We start from the raw sequence: 20,232 nt of genomic DNA, 5'->3' as shown, positions 1-20,232 counted from the left end.
TGCTCGGAAACGACCTTTGCCGTCGGTGACTGGCTCGGCATCGCGAGCGCTGGGTTCGATGCTGCTGATCAACTCCGTGCGTATGCTTCGCACGAGCCAGTGGACAGAAGTGCGCTACTGTGGGATAAGGCGGCGGTCGGGAGCTTAGGTCTCACTCGCGTATTCGGGAATCTTATTAGCGGTGCGAACTGGTCGGAGCGTGAGGCGATGAGGAATTCTGCGTTGTTGAAGGCGACGCTCTCACCTCTCGACACGGTCGCATCGTGCCGCGCTTTCGAGATTGGCCGTTGATGCAAGGAATAGTGTTTCCTCACGATAACCCAGCTGAGGGTGAGACCCCCGAGCAGGGTTTGCAGCGGTGGGACAAGATCCTGTCTCGGCGTATGAACATGTTAAATTTTGGTGTCTTCGCCTGCATCCTCCTTGTTATCGGAGCAATATTGCTCAACTGGGGGGTGGCGATCGCTGCCATTTTCATGGGTCTCACCGGTGTCGTGTTCATCGTGTGCACTCCTGGTCCATTTGTGGCTTTGCGTTATAAGAAGAAATATCGGAAAATGATTCATCGGTGACCGCGGTGACGGGCGTTTTATTGTGAGGTATATATTTCCGTTTATCGGCCTGATTCTGCTTGGGATGCTTGCAGTCGCGATGCCCGTGATGGTGCGGTTCGGCGCTCCGCGGGCGGTGCGGCGGGTGGTGTCTGCCGGTCAGAAGTGGGCTGTCGTGGACTCAGATCGCAGGGGCCTGTTCCGGGTGCTGGTCCTGGAGGAAGACCGGTTGGCGGTTTATCGGAAGGGTGCGCTTGAGCGGTCGTGGCGGTGGGCACAGATCGAGGCGGTTCGCTGCGCGGTCGTGACGGGTGCGGTGAAGACTCGGCCGTTCTCGGGGTTCGAGGTTGCGATCTGGGGGCATCGGCCGGCCAAGTTCTACGTCCTGAGCTCGTGGAATGCATGGGGAGTCGATCGCTCACGGGCCGAGCAGATTGTTGCCGCCATACAAGAAGCGCGCGCGCAAGCTTCCCGTGCGTGAACGCTGCAACGATGGTGACGGCAACCCGCTCATCGAGCAAGACCCGACCAAGACCGTGGCCTACCTGCCCGGTGAAGACGTCACCGTCACCGGTTCCGGGACCGGTGCGACCGTGACCCGGGTAGAGCGGCACTACACCTTCGATGGCATCCAGATCGGTTTGCGCGACAATGGCGTCTTGTCGTACCTGGAGACCAACGCGCAGGGCACCGTGATCGCGGCCTACCAGCCCCCGACGTCCGGCACGGGCGCGGGCACCACAACACGGCAGTTCCTCGACCCGTACGGCAACAACCTGGCCGCGACCGGACCATCACCGGTCTCGCCGGTCCTACCCGATGACCGCGGGTTCCTGGCACACCCCACCAACACCGACACCGGCCTGATCACGTTGGGCGCGCGCATGTACGACCCCACCCTGGGCGCCTTCACCTCCGTCGACCCCATCCAAGCCCCCAATGACCCAGCCCAATGGAACGGGTACACCTACGCCGGGAACAACCCGGTCACCCACGCCGACCCCACCGGTGCCATGTACCCGCCCTCGGATGAGAATGGCCCCTACTCCTACGGGTGCCACAACAACTGCGGCTGGACACCCCCAGAAGTACACCACTACGACTACTACTACCAGCACTACTACCAGCCCACCGAAAATTGGGCTTACAATTCTACGTGGAACTGGATCGAACGGAATCCCGGCGAGTGGGCAGCCGATCAAGCGCGCGGCGCACGCATCAGCGCCCAAATCCTCGCACCCTACGAATGGGCCGCAAACCGAGCAGTCGGACACCTACCATCGGCTGGCACCATGTACTCGAACAACCCCGTGGCGGGCGGAGTCATGATCGGAAATAGTTATCGCAACTATGGCGACCCAGACATTACACGGACGACCAATTCGGCACCGGATATGAGTCTAATACGCCAATTGTATAGGCATGCCGTATTTGGGTCGGGGGGCTGCGCGATCCTCTGCTATTCGATAGCGTTTCAGGACGGTCATATTGTTGTTTCTGGAGGCGGAGTTGGAGTGATTGAAAAGGGGTTCTATGCAGGGTACGCATCTGACGTGCCATCTGGCCTGAGTCAATCTGCCCTGGCTGGCGGTGGAGACTGGATTGGCGGTTTAGCGTCTCATGGGATCGATGGAAATGACGGTTGGGAAGTAGACATATTCGAGGGCGCGGGCATTCAGGTAGGCGGCCAAACGTCACTTGCCATCCCTTTGACTATCCCCGGCACCCATATAAATCTTCTGCCGCAGCTGCCATGAACTCCGTAAACGATGGAAAGTCTGCGAGCGGCGAGAGGCCCGCCGCGGGCAGGCTCGGCGGGGGGACAGCGACATTTCGGCCCGCGGTGGCGAAGTGGGTTGCTATTCCGGTATCATCTGGGGTTTTCGTTATAGGTATTGTAGTGGTTCTAAACAGGGGGCTCCTGGCGGGAATTTGTCTCGCAGCGCTAGGAACTATTGCAGCACTCGTGAATCTGCGAACTCGGCTCGCCATCCGGGGCGACAGAGTGACAATCTATCGCGCATTTGCGCGCGCGGTCGACATGCCGCTCGGATCGTGCCAGGGTGGGACCGTTCGCCGAGCGCGTCGTAGTCGGATAATGCGTTACCGATTCGATATCGGTCTACTGACATCGTCAGGATTCGTGCCCTGGGCGATCGCTGCTACGTCTTGGGGGGCCGACTCCGTCGCTGGCTGCGTCACAGAATTCCTGGACAAACACCGACCGACCTCATGATCAGAGAATATACGCATTTATGACGGCTCAGCACTTCAGGCGAGCGCGCCAGAACCCTATTCGAACTTCGATTCGACTGATCACGGCCGTCGAGCGCATAGTCGGGGATCGCGTTCGCCTGAGAGATTGAGCCAGCCAATGAAGGTTATGCAAAGCTCTCCAAGTATCCAAAAAAATCAATCAATGGCAATACAAGGATATCGGAGCTAATGTCGCGGGTAACCTCTGTCAATGGTCTTCATCGTACACCGTACGTTCGGTGGCTACCTCCAGATGATTTCTGGGACATGCAATGAATCGCCAGGAGGCAATGCCACGTAGACTAACGCATCCTTGCAGGTCAGCAGCTGTTTTCAGGTCTCGCGGCACGGCCGAGATCGGTCCGCAGCAGCGTCGTGAACAGCCTCAGGCGGCCTGTGGATGCGACCAGCAAGGCTGCAGAGGGCCGGAAGGACACGGATTTGGGTGCGAGGTGGTCGCGAGAGACGGCCGAACCGGGGCTCGAAACATGCTCTGACCAGGGGAAACGCACTTACGCTACGTGGCATTGCGCCAGGAGGCGCTAACTACACTACGGGTTTCGTCGTCAGTATGCGCGTGGGTTGTTGGCGTCATACCGGCGAGGACCGGATGCTTTCGACACCATGTGGGATTACGTTCAGTCGCAACCAGACCGCTATGTCTCCGGTGGTGGAAAGCGTGGTCGTGGACGGTAGCAACTACTGGCGAAGGCAGCAACTTGGAGATCTACGGCACCGTCGGTAGTAGCGCGCAATTCGGACCATAGCGAAGGATCAATGCTATCCTTCCCCTGACGCCGCATTAACTACTCGAATTACTCTCTCCGTGATGAACATCTCCAGAATCCAGGTTGAACGCATCTTGGTGCCAAGGTCCATACGTGGCGAGTGGTCAGCACGCCCTACTCCGCGTAGATGGTCCGGGGCTCTCGTCCCGCTGGTAGTTGTTACGATGTTCTTGTTGGTTACCGGGTATCGAGTCGTAGATCCTGATACATCTTGGCCGGATCGAGCTATGTTCGTCTTCGTCTACCTGCCTGCGTATCTGGCAGGCGGCATAGTGATGACGCGAATACTGATTTGGATCGACACTCTGTTCGCACGATGGCTTGAGTGAAGCATTCGTCGCTATTCGAGCGCGGCCACAACCTCCAGCACGTATGACGCAACGGCCTCACTCGCGTGAGCGGTGCCCTCGAGAGGCGGGCCGACATACTCTGGGGCGAGCAGGCCCGCGTCGGCGAGCGCGTGCACCAAAGCGTGCTTGACCTCCATGCGCTCCAGCGCCTGCGGCACGGGGAATGCGTAGATGTCGGCCGCCTCGACGGCAATCTTCGGGAACCGCTTGGCCAGGCGGCCCAACTCCTTGTCCTTGGAGTGCAGGTGCAGCCAGGACCGCAGCGCCGGCGGCATGCCGGTCGTGCCGACATACAGCACGTTCGCGCGCGGATCGGCGGCGTCCGGCAGGCGCCATACATAGACCCACGAATCGGGTCGATCCCCCAGCAGTTCGCCGTCCCTGACATGCCAGACCTGTGTGCCGTCCACACCCCATTTGTACTCCTGACGACGAACCTGGTCTCGATACGCTCCTCCGCTGCGCTCCCCCGCTACTCGACCAGCCGCCCTCCCCCACCACTCTTCGATACGGCCTCCGCAGGCTCCGGCCTACTCAGAACGGCGCTCGACCACCTACTTGCGCTCCTGACGACGAACCTGGTCTCGATACGCTCCTCCGCTACTCGACCACCTACTCGCGCCTCAAGCCGATACGTTGACACCATGACCCAGCCGCAGACCGGAGGATCCGACCCGACCGACCGATCGGCCCACGCGGTGCCCGCAGCGGACGATCCCGTCCTGCGCAGCGCCGTCCGCCGCTCGGTGCGCAGGCTGGTGCCCTTCGTCGCGCTGCTCTATTTCGTCAACTACCTGGACCGCACCAACATCGGCTTCGCCGGCCCGAACGGCATGAACTCCGACCTCCACCTGAGCGGCTCGATGTTCGGCTTCGCCTCCGGCATCTTCTTCCTCGGCTACCTGGTGCTGGAAGTGCCGAGCAACATGGCACTGCACAAGTTCGGCGCCCGTCGCTGGATCGCGCGGATCCTGGTCACCTGGGGCATCGTGGCCGCGGCGATCACCTTCGTCCCGAACGCCGGCACGCTCTACCTGCTGCGCTTCCTACTCGGGGTCGCCGAGGCCGGCTTCTTCCCCGGCATCGTCCTCTACCTCACGTTCTGGTTCCCGCAACGCGAACGCGCCCGGATGACAGCGCTGTTCATGGTCGCAGTGCCCCTGTCCACGGCGATCGGGACACCGATCTCCTCACTCCTGATCGAGCACGCCCACGGCTGGCTCGGCCTTGACGGCTGGCGCATCATGTTCCTGCTCGAAGGCGTCCCGGCAATCGTGCTCGGCATCATCACCTGGTTCTTCCTCACCGACCGGCCCGAGGGCGCGCGCTGGATGCCGGCCCCGGAACGCGAGGCGCTGCAGCGCACGCTCGACGCCGAACAGCTCGGCCGCAGCCGCACCTACCACGTGACGATCTGGCAATCCCTCACCCAGCCGCGGGTCTGGGCACTCGCGTTCGTCTACTTCGGTGTGGTCTACGGGCTCTACGCCCTCGGGTTCTTCCTCCCGACGATCATCGCCGGCTTCGCCGGGCAATACGGCACCAGCTATTCGATCGTGCAGCGCGGGCTGATCAATGCGATCCCGTATGTCGTGGGCGCACTCGTCATGATCCCGTGGGCGCTGCACGGCGACCGCACCCGCGAACGCGTCTGGCACGTTGCAGCACCCAGCATCCTCGGCGGCATCGCCATCCCCATCACGCTCTACCTCGGCAGCCCGTTCGCCGCGATGGTCGCGGTCACGATCTGCGCCGTGGGCATCATGTGCGCGCTGCCGACGTTCTGGGCGCTGCCCACCGGCTTCCTGTCCGGGGCCGCCGCCGCGAGCGGCATCGCGCTGATCAACTCGGTCGGCAACTCCGCGGGGTTCTTCGCGCCATACTTCACCGGATGGCTCAAGGACGCGACCGGCACCGAGAAGACCGGCCTGTGGCTGGTCGGCGTGGTGATGGTGCTCGGCGGCCTGCTCGCCGTGCTCGTGGGTGCGGCGCCGCGACGCGCGACCGAAGCGGCCACCACCGACCGATGACGAGGTGTGATCGATGACCACGATCCTGCTGCTGCACTCAGCACTCGGGCTGCGCCCAGCCGTCCTCGACTTCGCCGATGCGCTGCGCGGGCGCGGCCACGAGGTGGTCACGCCCGACTACTACGGCGGACACGTCTTCGACGACACCCATGCCGGGTTGTCCCACCGCGACGACGTCGGGCCGGCCCAGCTGCTCGCCGGCGTCCGCCCGGTGCTGGACGACCTGCCGCCGGACACGGTGCTCGCCGGCTTCTCCCTGGGTGCTGCGTTCGCACAACGGCTCGCAGCCGACCGCCCCGACGCGCGACTTGTGGTGCTGATGCACAGCGTCGCGGCGCCATACGGCGGGACGTGGAGCGGTCAGCCGGTGCAACTGCACCGCTACGCGCAGGACCCGTTCGTCGACGAGGCCGACGTGCGTGCCCTGGGGGATGCGGTGCGAGCCTGCGGAGCCCGCTTCGACGACTTCGTCACGCCCGGCAGCGGACACCTCTTCACCGACCCCGCGCTGCCGGACGGGGATGCTGCGGCGACCCGGGCGACGGTCGACCGGATTGCCGCCGCACTGCAAGAATGAAGGGCTGCAGCCCGTGACGCGGCGCACAGAGAAATCCCGTTGACGCACTCTCGGCGGTAAGTAGTACGCTTGCGTACTGTTTGCACGTGACGACTCCCTGTCCGTGCCCACCGCTACCGTCAGCGGTAACCCGATGCAGAAGGAGAGGGAGAGCGTGTCCAACGCTGCACCCATCGAATATCCCGACAAGATCGACGGCGCGGTCCTGAAGGTCGCCGGCGTCGTCGTCCTCGGCGCGATCATGTCGATCCTCGACATCACCGTCGTCAACGTCGCCCTGCCGACCTTCCAGCGAGTGTTCGGCCACGGCGGCCAGCCGGTCGCCTACTCGACGGTCGCGTGGACGGTCACGGCATACACCCTCGCGCTCGCCACGGTCATCCCGATGACCGGGTGGGCGGCAGATCGCTTCGGCACCAAGCGCCTCTACATGCTGGCCATCGGCTTGTTCACCATCGGCTCGGCGCTCTGTGCGCTGTCCCAGTCGATCGGGATGCTGATCGGCTTCCGCGTGCTCCAGGGCCTCGGCGGCGGCATGCTGATGCCGCTCGGTATGACGATCATGACCCACGCCGCCGGGCCGAAGCGGATGGGCCGCCTGATGGCCATCCTCGGCGTGCCGATGCTGCTCGGCCCCATCCTCGGCCCGATCCTCGGCGGCTACCTCATCGAGCACGCCAGCTGGCACTGGATCTTCCTGATCAACCTGCCGATCGGGGTCGTCGCCCTGATCTACTCCTGGTTCGCGCTGGAAAACGACAAGCCGACACCCTCGGAGTCCTTCGACTTCGTCGGCATGCTGATGATGTCGCCCGGCCTCGCGCTCTTCCTGTATGGCGTCTCCTCGATCCCGTCCGACGGGATGGGCTCGGTCAAGGTCATCGTCCCCGCGATCATCGGCATCGTGCTCATCGTCGCCTTCGTCTTCCACACCTTCCGCCCGCAGCACCCGCTGCTGGACCTGCGGCTCTTCTCCAACCGTCTGCTGTCAGTGTCGACGGTCACAATGTTCCTCTTCGTCATGGCGTTCTTCGGCGGGCTGCTGCTGGTGCCGACCTACTTCCAGCAGATCCGCGGCGAGTCCACCCTCGACGCCGGCCTGCTGGTGGCCCCGCAAGGCATCGGCGCCCTGCTCACCATGCCGATCGCCGGTGCGCTCACCGACAAGCTGCCGGTCGGCCGGATCGTGCCCGTCGGCCTGGTGCTGATCATCGGCGGCATGTTCGCGATGACCCAGATCAACGGCGAGAGCAGCTACTGGGGCTACATCATCCCGGTGCTGTTCATCATGGGCCTGGGCATGGGCGCGACGATGATGCCGATCATGACCTCAGCCCTGAAAACGCTGCGGCCGCACGAGATTGCGCGCGGCTCGACGCTGATCAACATCGTGCAGCAGGTCGGCTCGTCGGTCGGTGTCGCGGTGATGTCCACCGTGCTCACCAACCACCTGAAGAGTTCGCCGTCGGTCGGCATCGCACAATCCCTCGCCGAGCAGCAGGGCACCAAGCACGCGCCGACGCTGACGCACGACCAGCTGACCTACATCAGCCAGCACTTCCCGTCGATCACGTCACAGCTACCCGAGCTCGCAGCGCACCCGACCAAGGCCGCGCAGATCTTCGCGCCGCTCTTCCACGACGCCCAGGTGGCCGGTGGGCATGCTTTCGGCAACACCTTCTGGGTCGCCGCGATCCTCTGCCTGCTGACGATCGTCCCCGCCCTGCTGCTGCCACGGAAGCCGCTCCCGGAGAGCTCCAAGGAGGACGTCGCGCCGGTCATGATCCACTGACCGCGCCGAAAGCGCGGGCCACGCGCCGCGCTCGGCGAGCGCACCGAGAGGACAGTTGATGTTGTGAGAGTCGGACTCTGACAGCATCGACTGTCCTCTCACTGCTCTGGGCGTCCGTATTTCCGTGCGAGAGTGTCCCCGGCGCGACGGCAGGGATCCGGCAACGACGTCCGTGCGTCATACCTGCCGACCCAGCAGTGAACCCGAAGGGATCAGGGGACATGAAGAGAATGAAGACGGTCACCCTCGCGGTTGCCGCCCTGGCCGCGGCCGGCATGCTGTCGGCGTGCAACCAGCAGGACGAGGGCGCGAGCGTCTCGTCCGCGGCGCACCCGTCGACGGCGAGTAGCCACGGTTCCACGACGACCTCGAGCGCGGCGACCAGCGGCGCCAGTTCGTCCGGGAGCACCACCGGTGCGGGAGCGGACGGCGCGAGCAGAGCGGGCACCCTCACCACCAGCGGCGGCTGGTATGCCGACGGCAGCACGATCACCTTCGTCTACAACGACGGCATCCGCTACAGCATCGACACAGGCTCACCCATCAGCAACGTGCGCGAGACCACGTCGACCAGCAGCAAGGGGACGCTGAGGCTGACTCCCACGATGGCGACGTGGGTGTCCACAACCGGGACCCCGTCGACCGTGGACCTCAAGGGTGCCGGGGTCATCGCCGACCCGTCGGGCGTGATCGGCGTGCTGCCCGATGGTTCGGTGACCTGCGCCAACAAGCAGGGGCTGCAGTTCGTCGGGTCCGACGGCACGAAGGGCGCCGCGAGCAAGAGCGGGCTGTTCTACATCGACAAGTCGGGCAAGAAGACCGTCGTGGGCCAGCCGCCGACCGGTGGCAAGCTCGCCGGGCGATATCTCGTCTGCAATGTCGGCAACACCTCGACGGTGGAACTCAACGCCGATGTGCTCTTCGCCTACGGCAGCGCCGCCCTGACTCCGGCCGGCAAGCAGGTCGTCGACCAGACGGCCGCGTCCATCAAGTCGCACATCAGCGGCAAGACCGTCGCGGTGGTCGGCAACACCGACTCCAAGGGCACCGCGGCGTTCAACCTCAAGCTCGGCATGCAGCGCGCTGAGGCGGTCGCGGCCGAACTGCGCAAGGACCTGCCCGGCATCAAGCTGAAGGTCTCCAGCAACGGCGCGTCCAAGCCGATCGCGTCGAACACCCTGCCCGACGGCGCGGACAACCCGGCCGGGCGGGCCAAGAACCGTCGCGTGACAATCTCCTGGGCGAACAGCTGAGTCCGTTTTCGGCGAATGCCTGGGCCCGCCTCACCTGGCCCAGGAACACGAAATACAGTCGTGCACATGGCACTTCGTGACGCGACCCAAGTCAGCACCGCACCGATTGCGGCCCTCGGCCTCCTCGGCGGCTACCTCATCGCACGCGAGACCGGCATCCGCCCGCTCGGCGGCGTCGTGCTCGCGGCGGCCGGTGTCTACGCGGGCCGCAGCTGGCTGGCGAAGTCCGGACCGGCAGCCACTGCAGGGTTGACTGCGCTCTACCTGGGCGCTTTCGGCGCGTCGCACCCGCTGGCAAAGAAGATCGGCGCCTGGCCGTCGGTTGCTGTGGCAGCAGCGGTGAGCGGCGGGGCGGCATACCTCCTCGCGGACCGGGGTCACACCACGCCCCGCGACTGACGCAGGTTTTCGGTGGCAGCGTTTTCGGTGGCGGGCCCGAGCCTCGCGCGGTAGCGTGACCGCCATGTATGACGCACAGCGCACGACGACGCCGGACCGCTCCGGCCCCGCTGTGCTGCGCTGAACCACCCGCCCACCACACGCCCCGGAGTTTCCTCCGGGGCGTTCGTCGTGTCCGGAGGTGCTAGGGCAGATCTTGAGGACGCCATGAAATCGACTCAGAACACACACCATTCGGACCACCGGGCGCTCGGTCGCGACCTCGGCATCTTCGCCACCGACCCGCTCGCCGGCTCAGGGCTGGCGCTGTGGCTGCCGGCGGGTTCGGTGATCCGGGACGAGCTGGAGCGGCTGGCTCGTGACATCGCCCGCGGTGACGGCTGCGTCGAGGTGCACACCCCGGTGCTCGGCAAGCGGGCACTCTTCGAACGTTCGGGCCACTGGGCGAAGTTCGCCGACGACATGTTCCCGCCGATGCAACTCGGCGACGAGGCGCCCGAGGAACAGCTGGTGCTGCGGCCAGCCAACTGTCCCCACCATGCGATGGTCTACGCCGCCCGCCCGCACTCCTACCGCGAATTGCCCATCCGCCTGCACGAGCTCGCACCGATGTTCCGCGCCGAGCGCTCGGGCGTGGTGTCCGGACTGACCCGAGTGCGGCAGATCAACCTGGACGACACCCACGTCTTCTGCCGTCCCGACCAGGTCGCGGACGAAGCCGCTCGCGCCCTGCGGTCCGCACTGCACGCCCAGGAGGTGCTCGGCCTGCCGGTCGACTACGTGCGCCTCTCGCTACGCGATGAGGGCCCAGGTTATCTCGGCGACGCGCAGCTGTGGGCTGAGGCGACCGCCGCGCTCCGCAACGCCGCCGCGAGCAGCGATCTCGCCGCCCGCAGTCTGCCGCTGGTCGAAGCGTCCGGAGAGGCCGCGTTCTACGGACCGAAGCTCGACCTACAGGTGCGCAGCGGCGACGGGTCCGACGGGTCCGCGCGCGAAGAGACCATCGCGACCGTGCAGCTCGACTTCGTGCAACCGGAGCGTTTCGACCTGCGCTATGACGGGGCGGACGGCGACAGCCACCTCGTGGTGATGATCCATCGCGGCACCGTCGGCGCGATGGAGCGTGTCACCGCCGCGCTGCTCGAGCAGTATGACGGGCGAATGCCGTTGTGGCTCAACCACGTCCAGCTGCAAGTGCTGCCGGTGTCGGAGTCGGCGGATGCCGTCGCGCGCGAGTTCGTCGATGCACTGCTCGCTCACGGGCTGCGCGCGGTGCTCGACGCCGATGGATCGCTGGGTGCGCGGATCAGGCGCAGCCGGGAACGCCGCAATTACGCCTACGCGGTGCTCGGTGAGGCCGAGATCGCCCGGGGTACAGTGCAACTCACCGACGCTTCGAGCGGCTGGCGGGGGTCGCTCAGCCATGCGGAGGCTGTCGCCATACTCGCGCAGGCGTATGCCGACCGAGCCGCACCCCGCTGGCCGGTCGCGGTATCCCCGGACGACGAAACCCCGGCTGCACACCGTGAGTGACGGCTTCTTCGGCGAGTGACGGTGAGATTTCGCCGTCGCTCGCCGAGGAAGCCGTCACTCGGCGGGAGGGGAGGCAGCGAGCCGCGCGCGCAACCCTGTCGCCCGACTGATCCGGCCTTCGACGGCCCGCCGCACCGTCTGCTCACTGCCGACGACGGTGACGTGTTGCCGCGCACGAGTCACCGCGGTGTAGAGCAATTCCCTTGTCAGCAAAGGTGACTCGTCGTCAGGGAGGAGCACTGTCACCCGGGTGGCCTCACTGCCCTGGCTCTTGTGCACGGTCATGGCATACATGGTCTCGATCTCGGACAGTCGCCCGGCAGCCAGCCGAAGGACACCCCCTGACGTTTCGATCGCGGCGGTCGCCAGGTCGTCCGTGTGTATGACGACACCGCTGTCACCGTTGTATACGCCGAGCGAGTAGTCGTTGCGCGTGACCAGCAGCGGGCGCCCTGGATACATCGCCTCCCACAACGGGTCGCCCGTCGCCTCCGTCAGCCATCCCTGAATCTGCTTGTTCCAGAAGCGAATCCCGCGTGGGCCACGCCGCTGTGCACACAGGAGGCGGTGTTCTGCGAGGATGCCGAGCGCGGCATCGACATCGCCGCCCAGAGCTGCTTCGCGCAAGCGCACCGCAGTATCCACCAGCGCCGGGCGCAGCACCTCGGCCGGATCGTCGTCCTGCACCCAGCGGATTGCGCCCTCACCCGCGCGCAACGCCGCCACAGCGTCGTCGGCGCGGCCATCTCGCACCGCCGCTGCCAGAGCACCGATCTCGGCGTCGAATCGGTGCGCGGTCGACAACCTGCACACCGTCTGCGGTGCCAGCCGATTGAAGCCGTCCACCAGGTCCGCGAGCACCGCGCCCGCGTCGACCGATGCCAGCTGATCGGCGTCACCTACGAAGATGAGGCGGGTGGACGACTTGGTCGCCGCCAGGAGGTGCGCCATCATGCTGAGCGACATCATCGACGTCTCATCGACCACAATGACGTCATAGGCCAGCCGGTTGCTGGCATTGTGCCGAAAAACATTGCGGCTGCGCGGATTCCAGCCCAGCAGGCGGTGCAGCGTCATCGCCTCCAGCCCGGCGATCCGGATGGCGTCCGGCGAGTCCAGCCTCGTCGCTGCCTCGGCGACCGACTCCTGCAGGCGGGCGGCTGCCTTGCCGGTGGGTGCGGCCAGCGCGACGCGCAGCGTGCGTCCGGATCCGGAGCGGTCCCACTGCTCACCGAGCAGCACCAGCAACCCGGCCACCGTCGTGGTCTTGCCCGTGCCGGGCCCGCCGGTGAGCACCGTCGTCCACTGGCCGGCGGCCGCGTGCGCCACTGCTCGTTGCTCGGCCGACTGATCACCGGGAAAGAGGCGCTGGAGGCCTTCTCGCAGGAGCGATTCCTCGACCGCGGGCGGGGCTTGAGCGATGCGATCCCGCAGGCCGTCGGCGACCTGGCGCTCCTCCCGGTGATAACGGTCGAGGTAGACCAGGTCATGCTCGAGCCGCAGCACTCCTGCTCCCGCAAGCGCACTCCGCCGGACGGCGTCGGTCCAGGCCCCGGCATCCGTCGGCCACCCCGCGACGACCTCGTCCCGGGCGGCCGCCACGTCGTCGGCGGCGTCCTCCCCGTCGACCTCCAGGAAGTGCTCCGGGTCGATCGACTCGCCCAGGTCGACACAGACCGAACCGCGCCGCACGGCTCGCACCACGATCGCCAGGGCAAGCACCGCCGAGTCGTCCTGTTCCCCCACGAGATCGCCCAGACGCCGCGCGACGTGCACGTCGGCCGGTTCGAAGGCACCCGCGAGGTTGCCGGCGCGCAGGATGCCTTCGGCACGCAGCGCGATGCGCCCGGCACGGTTGACGGACTCCAGCTCGCTCACGCAGCACCTCCGTCCAGCAGGTCGGACAGCTCGAGCACCAGCGCGGTCGGTGGGCGCCACGAGAAGACCCCCGTCGGACTGCCGTCCACCACAGGGGTTTTCGGACCGGCCATCCCGCGCAGGTAGAGATAGAGCACGCCGCCAAGGTGCCGGTCGGGATCGTAGTCAGGCAGTCGCCAGCGCAGGTAGCGGTGCAGCGTCGCGGCATACAGCAAGGCCTGCAGGGGGTAGTCCGAGTGCCCCATCGCGGCGGCGAGCGGCACGGGTCCGTAGGCACCGAGGGACAATTGCTGATCGGTCGGGCCGAGCCAGTTGGTCTTGTAGTCGGCGACCAGATAGCGTCCGTCGACGCGCAGCACCACGTCGATCGATCCGGTCAGATAGCCGCGCAGCACTTGTCCGCCCAGCTCCTCGTGGCGCAGCAGTTCGGCGTAGGGCAGCAGCGGATCGCCCGCCGGGAGATGCCGGCGCAGTATGTCTCCGAGTTGTCCCAGCCGCACCTGCCGGTGCAGGTCGGGACCGCCGAGCGGCACCTCGAACTCCAGCTCAGCCAGCTTCTCACGGCCGATGCGACGCAGTGTCGCTCCGGGCGCCAGCGGACCGAGCGGTGTGTTGTACACGGCGACCAGCGCATCGACCAGGACTTCGGGGTCGAGCTCGACCGGCCATTGCACCAGCTCGGCGCGAACTCGTTCTGCGATCTCCCTTTTCAGGTCGGCGGCGGCAGCGTCCACCGTCTCCAGGACGGCGTGCACGAGGGAGCCGAAGGTCGCCCCGACCGGCAGCGTCGCCATGGGAGACAACTGCTCGACCTCTGGGATCCCGTGATCCCGCTGCAGCGCGACGACGATGTCGGCCTCGTCCGTCGTGCCGGTCAGCTCCGGCTCGCTGTCGACGCCGCCCGCCGTCGAGAGGTTCTCCAGCGCCCTGCTCAGGGCGGAGTATGACGTCCGCCGCCAGTCCGCATCGATGGTCCGATCGAACGAGCGCACGCTCAATTCCTCGACCGCAGAGGGAATCTCGACGCTGGGTGCGGCAACCTTCTCGACCTGCTCCCACTGCGGGCCACCGGCAGCGCCCCAGCGATCGAGCAACGCAATCGACGCTGCCGCGTCCAGCCGCCTGCGCGTGTCGGCGATCGCGCCGTCGTCGGTCCGCGCCGCCGGATCGCGGTCGACCAGCAGCCGGTGCAGTGCGGATGCCTCGACATTGTTGGTCTGACCCCACCAGGCCACGACCTGCGAGCGGGCGCGGGTCAGTGCGACATACAGCAAGCGCAGTGACTCCCCCGCGTCCTCCCGCCGCGCTGCCGCAGCGACCTCACGATCGGGCTCGCCGATGTAGATCGCCCGCCGGGGTCCACGCGAGGTATCCGGGGAGGCGGGGAGGTGAAAGAGCGGGTTTCTCGCAGCCTTGCCGACATAGCGGTCGGCGATGAACGGCAAGTAGACAATGGGATATTCGAGTCCCTTGCTGCCGTGGATCGTCGACAGCTGCACCGCCTCGGCGTCGCTCGCCAGCCGCCTGGCTCGGGCATCGCCGGACGCGGGCCGATCTGCCTCGGCCTGCTCGGCCAGCCAGCCGAGCAGCGCGGGCAGGCCGGGCGGGAGGCGCAGCGACGCCGCATGCAGTGCCTCGGAGATGTGTCGCAGGTCGGTGAGCTCCCGTTCGCCGCCGACGAATCGGAGGACCCGCCCGGGCAGTCCGTCCAGGTTGCAGAGCTCGAAAACCGCTGCTACGCCACGGTGCCGGTAGACATCGGCGAAGTAGCGCAACCGTGACGCGGTGCTGTCGGTGAGTTGGTCACCCTGCTCGTCGAGGTCGGCGGCGGTGCGGCCGAAGAACGGCGTCAGCGCCGCGGCCCGCACCAGCGCCGAGCGGTGCGGCTGGTCGATGGCCTCCAGCAGGGTGCGCCAGTCAGCAGCGGCCTGGGTGGCGTAGACACTGCCGCCCGCGCCGAGCACCGCCGGCACCCCGACGGCCCGAAGTTGCTGCTGCATGAGCAGCAACTCGCTGTTCTTGGCGGCGAGCACCGCGATGTCGCTCGGCGTCACCGGCCGGGGTGCGCCGCCCTCGTCATACGTGGCACCGGAGGTGAGCAACTCCGCGATGTCGCGGGCGGCGTCGGCCGCCACGACGGACCGCCACGGCCCGGCCAGGACGGCGTCCTCGTCGCGGTTGAGCCGGTGCGGGGCCACGTCGATGCCGGCGAACCGGAGCCGCAACGGATGCGGGACGGGCGCCCCGTGCAGCCGACCTCGCGGGTAGTGTGCCGCCACCGGCTGCACCCGGATCTGCTCGTCGCCGAGCGCGGCACCCTCGAGCAGCCGACCGAGTGCCTGCACGAGAGGCGCGTCCGAGCGCCAGTTGGTGGCAAGAGTGCGGCGCTCGCCGGCGGTCGACGCGGCCTGCAGATAGGTCGCCACGTCCCCGCCACGGAAGGCATAGATCGCCTGCTTGGGGTCGCCGATCAGCACCATCGTCGCGTGCCCGGTGAATGCCCGGTCGAAGACCCGCCACTGGGTGGGGTCGGTGTCCTGGAACTCATCGATGAGCACCACCCGCCACGTACGCCGCATGCGTTGGCGGGCAGGCGCGTCCGCGTCGCGCAGAGCATCAGCGACCTGCGAGAGCAGGTCGTCATACGTCAGGATGCCCAGTTTCCTTTTGCGCGAGTCGAGTTCGGCGCGCACTGCCTTGGCGAAGCCGACCCGGCGCGCCTCCGGACTGCCGGGGGCCGCGTCGGCGGGCACCAGCACCGCGTCCGGGTCACCGGCCACCGTCCGCGCAATCCGGCGCGCCTCGGCGTGATCGAACTCGGGCGGCGTCGGCTGCTGGGCGAAGCCGCGGACATAGAGGTCGTCGACGATCTCCATCAGCAGGTCGTCGATGTCCTCGACCAGCGCAGCGCCCGGGTCGGAGTCGCCCGCGACCCCGAGCCCACTGAGGACCTGATGGCAGAACTGGTGGATGGTGGCGATGGTCGCCTCGTCGAAGGCCGCGAGCGCAGCGCGCAGCCGCCGGGCTCGCGCTGCCCGTTCGTGGGGCGGCACCGCGCACAGCGCCGCAAGGAGCGGGTCGTCCGGGGAGGCGGTCTCGTCGCCGAGCGCCTCGGCCGCAGCGACCAGGTGCTCCCGCACCCGCTCACGCAGTTCCTGGGATGCGGCGCGTCCGAAGGTGACGACGAGCAACTCGTCGAGAGTGTGCAGGCCTTCGGCGACATACCGCGTGACAAGTGCGGCGATGGTCCAGGTCTTGCCGGTGCCCGCGCTGGCTTCGAGCACCGTGGTGCCGGTCGGGAGCGGGCCGAGCACGTCGAAGGGTTGATCGGTCATCAGGTGGTCCCCGATCGCTGAGCTGCGAGCATCGGCGGCCAGACACGCAGGGCGTATTGGCCGAGCCGGCTGGTCGCGGCATTCCACGCTTCGTCGTCGCGCGGCTGCTCGCCGGCCAGCGTGGCGAAGTCGATCACCCCGCCGTGGATGAGTCGCTGGGCGGCGTCGTCGGCCTCGCCGGGGAAGTCGCGGCTCTCCCAGCGCTGCGCGCCGGCGTATGACGCGGCACGTGTCCGCTCGGGTGAGCGGCGCAGCGCCTCGGCGTAGGCCAGCGAGGTCTGTAGCGGCAGCGGGATCGGCTCGTCCATCCCGCGCACGAAGACGTCCACCAGCTCGGCCAGCCCGCTGAGTGCGACTTCCTGGTCGAGCGGTCCGGCGGTGTAATAGCCGGCTTGCCGGCGCGCGCCGCCGCGCAGCCACCCTGCCGTGACGGTGCACCACTGCCGGTCCGGGGCTCCGGCAGTCAATGCCAGCAAGACGATCCACGACTGCAGCCGCTGCTTCGCCTTCAGCGTGGAGTAGCCGACAGCGAGATGTATGTCGCCCCGCAGGCCGCTCACCGTGCCGGTGAGCCGGCGCCCGCCGGGCAGCGCGACTTCGAGGTCGATGCTCGTGTCGTCGACACCGAGCAGTGTGGAGATGGGTGCCCGCACGGCGCCGACCCCGTCGACCGCCCACTCGACGGCGCCCGCCCCCAGCGTCCCCGGAGGTATGGCGCCCCGCAGTCTCTCCATCCGCGCGATCTCGTCACGGCTGATGCCGCGCATCGAGTCGGCCAGTGCCCGATCGCCGATCTGCCACTTCTGCAACGCATCCAGCTCGATCGGCATGGTGTCGGGCACCTCGTCGATCTCGAACGGCAGCGCGACGTCCAACCGCTGCCGCACGAACCAGCGCGCCGGGTCCTCGAAGAATTTCAGCAGGTCGGCCAGGCTCACTTCGTCAGTCGCCGGCGTGCGCAGCGGCTCCGGGAGCAGTCTCGGGTCCCGCGTCACCTGATGCTGTGCCGCTCGCGCCCCGGCGAGTGACAGCCGGTCGAAGCTGAAGGCTTGGCTGGTGTCGAGAACTCCGGGCATGAGATTGCGAATGTCGAACGGCTGCAACGGATGTCGCACGACGACGTCGCGGTCGTCGGGCCAGGTGGCGGTGCGCCGGACGGCATCGATCAGTTCACCCAGCGGTGCAGCGGGCGGCCGCTCCTGCCCGGTGTGCTCCCCTGCTCCGCTGTAGGTCACGATCAGGTGGTCGGTGGCTGCCAGCACGGCGTCCAGCAGCAGCTGCCGGTCCTCGCTGCGCACGTCTCGCTCCCCGGTCATCGGGCGCCGGGCCAGCACGTCGTCGCCGTCGGTGCCAGCGCCGCGCGGGAAGACCCCGTCATCGAGTCCGAGCAGGCAGATGACTCGGTGTGGGACCGAGCGCATCGGCATCATCGTGCAGACGGTCAGCGTGCCGGTGCGGAAGTTGGCCCGGGTCGCGCGGCCTTCCAGGTGGCCACGCAGCAGGTGACGTATGTCGCTGACTCGCAACTGGGTGCTGGCCGCCGCGAGACTGCGCACCTGCTCGAGTTCGCGGTCGAATTGTGTTTGCTGCCAGCTATTTTCGAGAGGAACCAGGCACAGCGTCGCCACGCCCTGCCGCAGCGCGCCCATCCAGGCGTCGACGGTGTGGGCCGTCGCGAGGGCGTCGACGGCTGTTTCCAGCCGGTCGACGAACTCGGCGAACCGGCCGACCAGACCGATGTCACCGCTCGCGACGTCGTCGACCGGCAGCACGGACCCGACTGTCCCGCTGTCGCCGGTGGTGGCGACACCCAGCAGCAATCGCCGCAGCCCGAACTGCCAGGTGTTCTGGTCGTAGCCGCCGAGCTGGTAGCGCTGCCGGTGCTCGGCGTCGAGACCCCACCGGATCTCCGCCGCGGTGGTCCAGTCGGCGATCCGCGCGAGATCGTCCTCGTCCAGCTCGAATCGGCGGCGCACCGGGTCGGTGCTCAGCACAGCGTGCAGCTCACTCACGCGCACCCGGCCGACCGCGAAATCGATGAGCACGGAGGCGATTTCGAACAGTGGGTTGGTTGTGGCCAACGACCGGTCGGCAAGTTTGACCCGCAGCATGTGTGCCGGGTGGGCTGCGGTCGGCGTGTGCCCGGCGGACTCGGCGAGCCCGAACGCCGCCTGGATCAGCGGCGCGTAGCTCTCGATGTCGGGACACATGACCAGGATGTCGCGGGGCTCGAGGCCCGGGTCGTCCTGCAACAGGCCGGTGACGACTTCGCGCAGCACCTCGACCTGGCGGGCCAGGCCGTGACACGCGTGCACCTGCACGGACCTGTCGTCGGGAGGGACGACCCGGTCCTCCCGGCGGGCGCGGTCCGGCGCGGCATTGTCGTGCAGATCCTGCTGGAGGTGACCGAGCACCGTGGTCGACCGGGTGCTGGCGGCCACCGGATCGGTCTGATCGTCGTGCGGGGGGAGGCTGCGCTGCAGCTCGCGGGAGTCACGTCCGAGTGTCGCCAGCAACGGGTGCCGCACGGCGTCGGCGCTGTCGTCGTCCTTGCGCGGGACCGCACCCGAACCGCGCGACCGCAGCTCCTCCCACAGCGCGCCGGATGGCTGCGGCAGCCACAGGTGCACGTCGCGGTGCTCGGCCAGCGCCGCGAGCAGCTCGACCTCGGTCACCGGCATGCGGGTATGGCCGAAAAGCGAAAGCCTTTCGGGCAGTATGGCGTTCGGCGACGGATCGCCTCCTGCGCGCAACACTTCGAGAGCGTCGCGGTGCCGTTCGTGGGGTGGTGGCGCGTCGACCCGTGGCAGCAGCGCGCCCCACAGCTTCGCCTGCCAGTGCAGGTCGTCATCGAGGTCACCCCCGGCGCCGTCGGTGAACTGGCCTGCGGCCCAGTCGATCAGCAGCTGGGGCCGCTGGATCGCGTATGACGAGAACAGTCCCGCGAGGCGACGCGCCACGGCATACCGGCGGCCGGCCCGGTGCTCGGCAAGCTGATCGGCCGACCGGTGGCCGAGGTGCGCAGCGAGCACCGCGCACCACGTTTCGTCCAGGCTGGCGTCGACGGTCTCCAGGAGCGGCCAGACCAGCCGATCGGGGTGCCAGGGGTCGTCGCGGTCGCGGGTGGTCAGCATCGCCACCAGCGAGTGCGGGGCCACGAACCGCACCCCGGCACAGATGCCGTCACTGCCGCGCGGCCCGGTGCCGAGCCGCCCGGAGAGCGACTGCGCGAGCCAGCGCTCGACGCCCCGGGTCGGCACGATGACCAGCTCCTGCACGAATGGGTCGGGCAGCGGGTCGAGCAGCAACCGTGCGAGCCCGTCGGCGAGCGCATCGGTGCGCTCGGCTCGGTGCAGGATCAGGGTCACGCCCCGACCCTATGTCGCAGCGGTGACGGCGCCCGGCGGGTGTTGCTGCGGTCGCTGGCGGTATGGCGTCCCCAAAGCGCGACCGTCGCGAGTCCGGGACAAGTTTCCGCCCGATCCGCGCC

13 protein-coding genes are annotated in these 20,232 nt (G+C 67.4%); 9 read left to right on the top strand and 4 right to left on the bottom strand.

All coding sequences use genetic code 11. The features are described from left to right. Positions 1–263: 263 nt before the first annotated feature. The 3 genes from EFY87_RS15665 (at position 264) to EFY87_RS15660 (ending at position 2,308) form a co-directional block, all read left to right on the top strand. Positions 264–572 (top strand): hypothetical protein, encoded by a 309-nt coding sequence (locus EFY87_RS15665; protein WP_148043367.1) that lies wholly within the window; start codon positions 264–266, stop codon positions 570–572. Between the two features lie 64 nt (positions 573–636). Next, positions 637–1,032, top strand: a complete 396-nt coding sequence (locus tag EFY87_RS20385) for a hypothetical protein (protein ID WP_158607670.1) — start codon at positions 637–639, stop codon at positions 1,030–1,032. After that, on the top strand, positions 989–2,308 hold the full coding sequence (locus EFY87_RS15660) for an RHS repeat-associated core domain-containing protein (protein WP_158607669.1): 1,320 nt from the start codon (positions 989–991) through the stop codon (positions 2,306–2,308). Before EFY87_RS20385 ends, EFY87_RS15660 begins: the two co-directional genes overlap by 44 nt. Positions 2,309–3,935: 1,627 nt before the next feature. Here the strand turns inward: EFY87_RS15660 and EFY87_RS15655 are convergent. Continuing rightward, a complete protein-coding gene (locus EFY87_RS15655; RefSeq protein ID WP_123272428.1) occupies positions 3,936–4,355 on the bottom strand; it encodes a hypothetical protein in 420 nt (139 codons plus the stop codon). 234 nt (positions 4,356–4,589) lie between these two features. On the opposite strand from EFY87_RS15655, the gene EFY87_RS15650 reads away from it, so the two are divergent. The 6 genes from EFY87_RS15650 (at position 4,590) to EFY87_RS15625 (ending at position 11,529) form a co-directional block, all read left to right on the top strand. Then, on the top strand, positions 4,590–5,975 hold the full coding sequence (locus EFY87_RS15650) for an MFS transporter (RefSeq protein ID WP_123272427.1): 1,386 nt from the start codon (positions 4,590–4,592) through the stop codon (positions 5,973–5,975). Between the two features lie 13 nt (positions 5,976–5,988). Next, on the top strand, positions 5,989–6,552 hold the full coding sequence (locus EFY87_RS15645) for a dienelactone hydrolase family protein (RefSeq protein ID WP_123272426.1): 564 nt from the start codon (positions 5,989–5,991) through the stop codon (positions 6,550–6,552). A 154-nt stretch (positions 6,553–6,706) separates the two neighbouring features. Further along, positions 6,707–8,344 (top strand): DHA2 family efflux MFS transporter permease subunit, encoded by a 1,638-nt coding sequence (locus EFY87_RS15640; RefSeq protein ID WP_342769131.1) that lies wholly within the window; start codon positions 6,707–6,709, stop codon positions 8,342–8,344. Positions 8,345–8,565: 221 nt separating this feature from the next. Continuing rightward, positions 8,566–9,597 (top strand): OmpA family protein, encoded by a 1,032-nt coding sequence (locus EFY87_RS15635; RefSeq protein WP_148043366.1) that lies wholly within the window; start codon positions 8,566–8,568, stop codon positions 9,595–9,597. Between the two features lie 66 nt (positions 9,598–9,663). Further along, complete coding sequence (locus EFY87_RS15630; protein ID WP_123272423.1) at positions 9,664–9,996, top strand: hypothetical protein; 333 nt, start codon at positions 9,664–9,666, stop codon at positions 9,994–9,996. A gap of 207 nt (positions 9,997–10,203) precedes the next feature. Next, positions 10,204–11,529 carry an aminoacyl--tRNA ligase-related protein gene (locus EFY87_RS15625; RefSeq protein WP_123272422.1) on the top strand — a complete coding sequence of 442 codons (1,326 nt, stop codon included), beginning with the start codon at positions 10,204–10,206 and terminating at the stop codon, positions 11,527–11,529. 54 nt (positions 11,530–11,583) lie between these two features. Here EFY87_RS15625 and recD read toward each other — a convergent pair whose 3' ends face one another. Genes recD through recC form a run of 3 tightly spaced genes read right to left on the bottom strand, consistent with a single transcriptional unit; the run spans position 11,584 to position 20,110 of the window. Continuing rightward, positions 11,584–13,407, bottom strand: a complete 1,824-nt coding sequence (gene recD, locus EFY87_RS15620) for an exodeoxyribonuclease V subunit alpha (protein ID WP_220093662.1) — start codon at positions 13,405–13,407, stop codon at positions 11,584–11,586. After that, the gene (locus EFY87_RS15615) at positions 13,404–16,742 is read right to left on the bottom strand and encodes a UvrD-helicase domain-containing protein (protein ID WP_123272421.1); all 3,339 of its coding nucleotides are present in this window, start codon (positions 16,740–16,742) and stop codon (positions 13,404–13,406) included. The genes recD and EFY87_RS15615 overlap by 4 nt, the downstream gene beginning before the upstream one ends. Next, entirely contained in the window at positions 16,742–20,110 is a 3,369-nt protein-coding gene (gene recC, locus EFY87_RS15610; RefSeq protein WP_123272420.1) for an exodeoxyribonuclease V subunit gamma, read from the bottom strand. The genes EFY87_RS15615 and recC overlap by 1 nt, the downstream gene beginning before the upstream one ends. Between the last annotated feature and the right edge of the window lie 122 nt (positions 20,111–20,232).

The organism is Flexivirga caeni (assembly GCF_003724155.1).
Lineage (GTDB): Bacteria > Actinomycetota > Actinomycetes > Actinomycetales > Dermatophilaceae > Flexivirga > Flexivirga caeni.
The sequence above is the reverse complement of the archived record's forward strand: the minus strand, read 5'-3'. Positions and strand labels throughout refer to the sequence as shown.

Excerpts from the sequence above, each read along its gene's own strand:
- EFY87_RS20385 (WP_158607670.1), top strand. The coding sequence starts at position 637 with ATGCTTGCAGTCGCGATGCCCGTGATGGTGCGGTTCGGCGCTCCGCGG.
- EFY87_RS15650 (WP_123272427.1), top strand. The coding sequence starts at position 4,590 with ATGACCCAGCCGCAGACCGGAGGATCCGACCCGACCGACCGATCGGCC.
- EFY87_RS15645 (WP_123272426.1), top strand. The coding sequence starts at position 5,989 with ATGACCACGATCCTGCTGCTGCACTCAGCACTCGGGCTGCGCCCAGCC.
- EFY87_RS15635 (WP_148043366.1), top strand. The coding sequence starts at position 8,566 with ATGAAGAGAATGAAGACGGTCACCCTCGCGGTTGCCGCCCTGGCCGCG.
- EFY87_RS15630 (WP_123272423.1), top strand. The coding sequence starts at position 9,664 with ATGGCACTTCGTGACGCGACCCAAGTCAGCACCGCACCGATTGCGGCC.
- EFY87_RS15625 (WP_123272422.1), top strand. The coding sequence starts at position 10,204 with ATGAAATCGACTCAGAACACACACCATTCGGACCACCGGGCGCTCGGT.
- EFY87_RS15615 (WP_123272421.1), bottom strand. The coding sequence starts at position 16,742 with ATGACCGATCAACCCTTCGACGTGCTCGGCCCGCTCCCGACCGGCACC.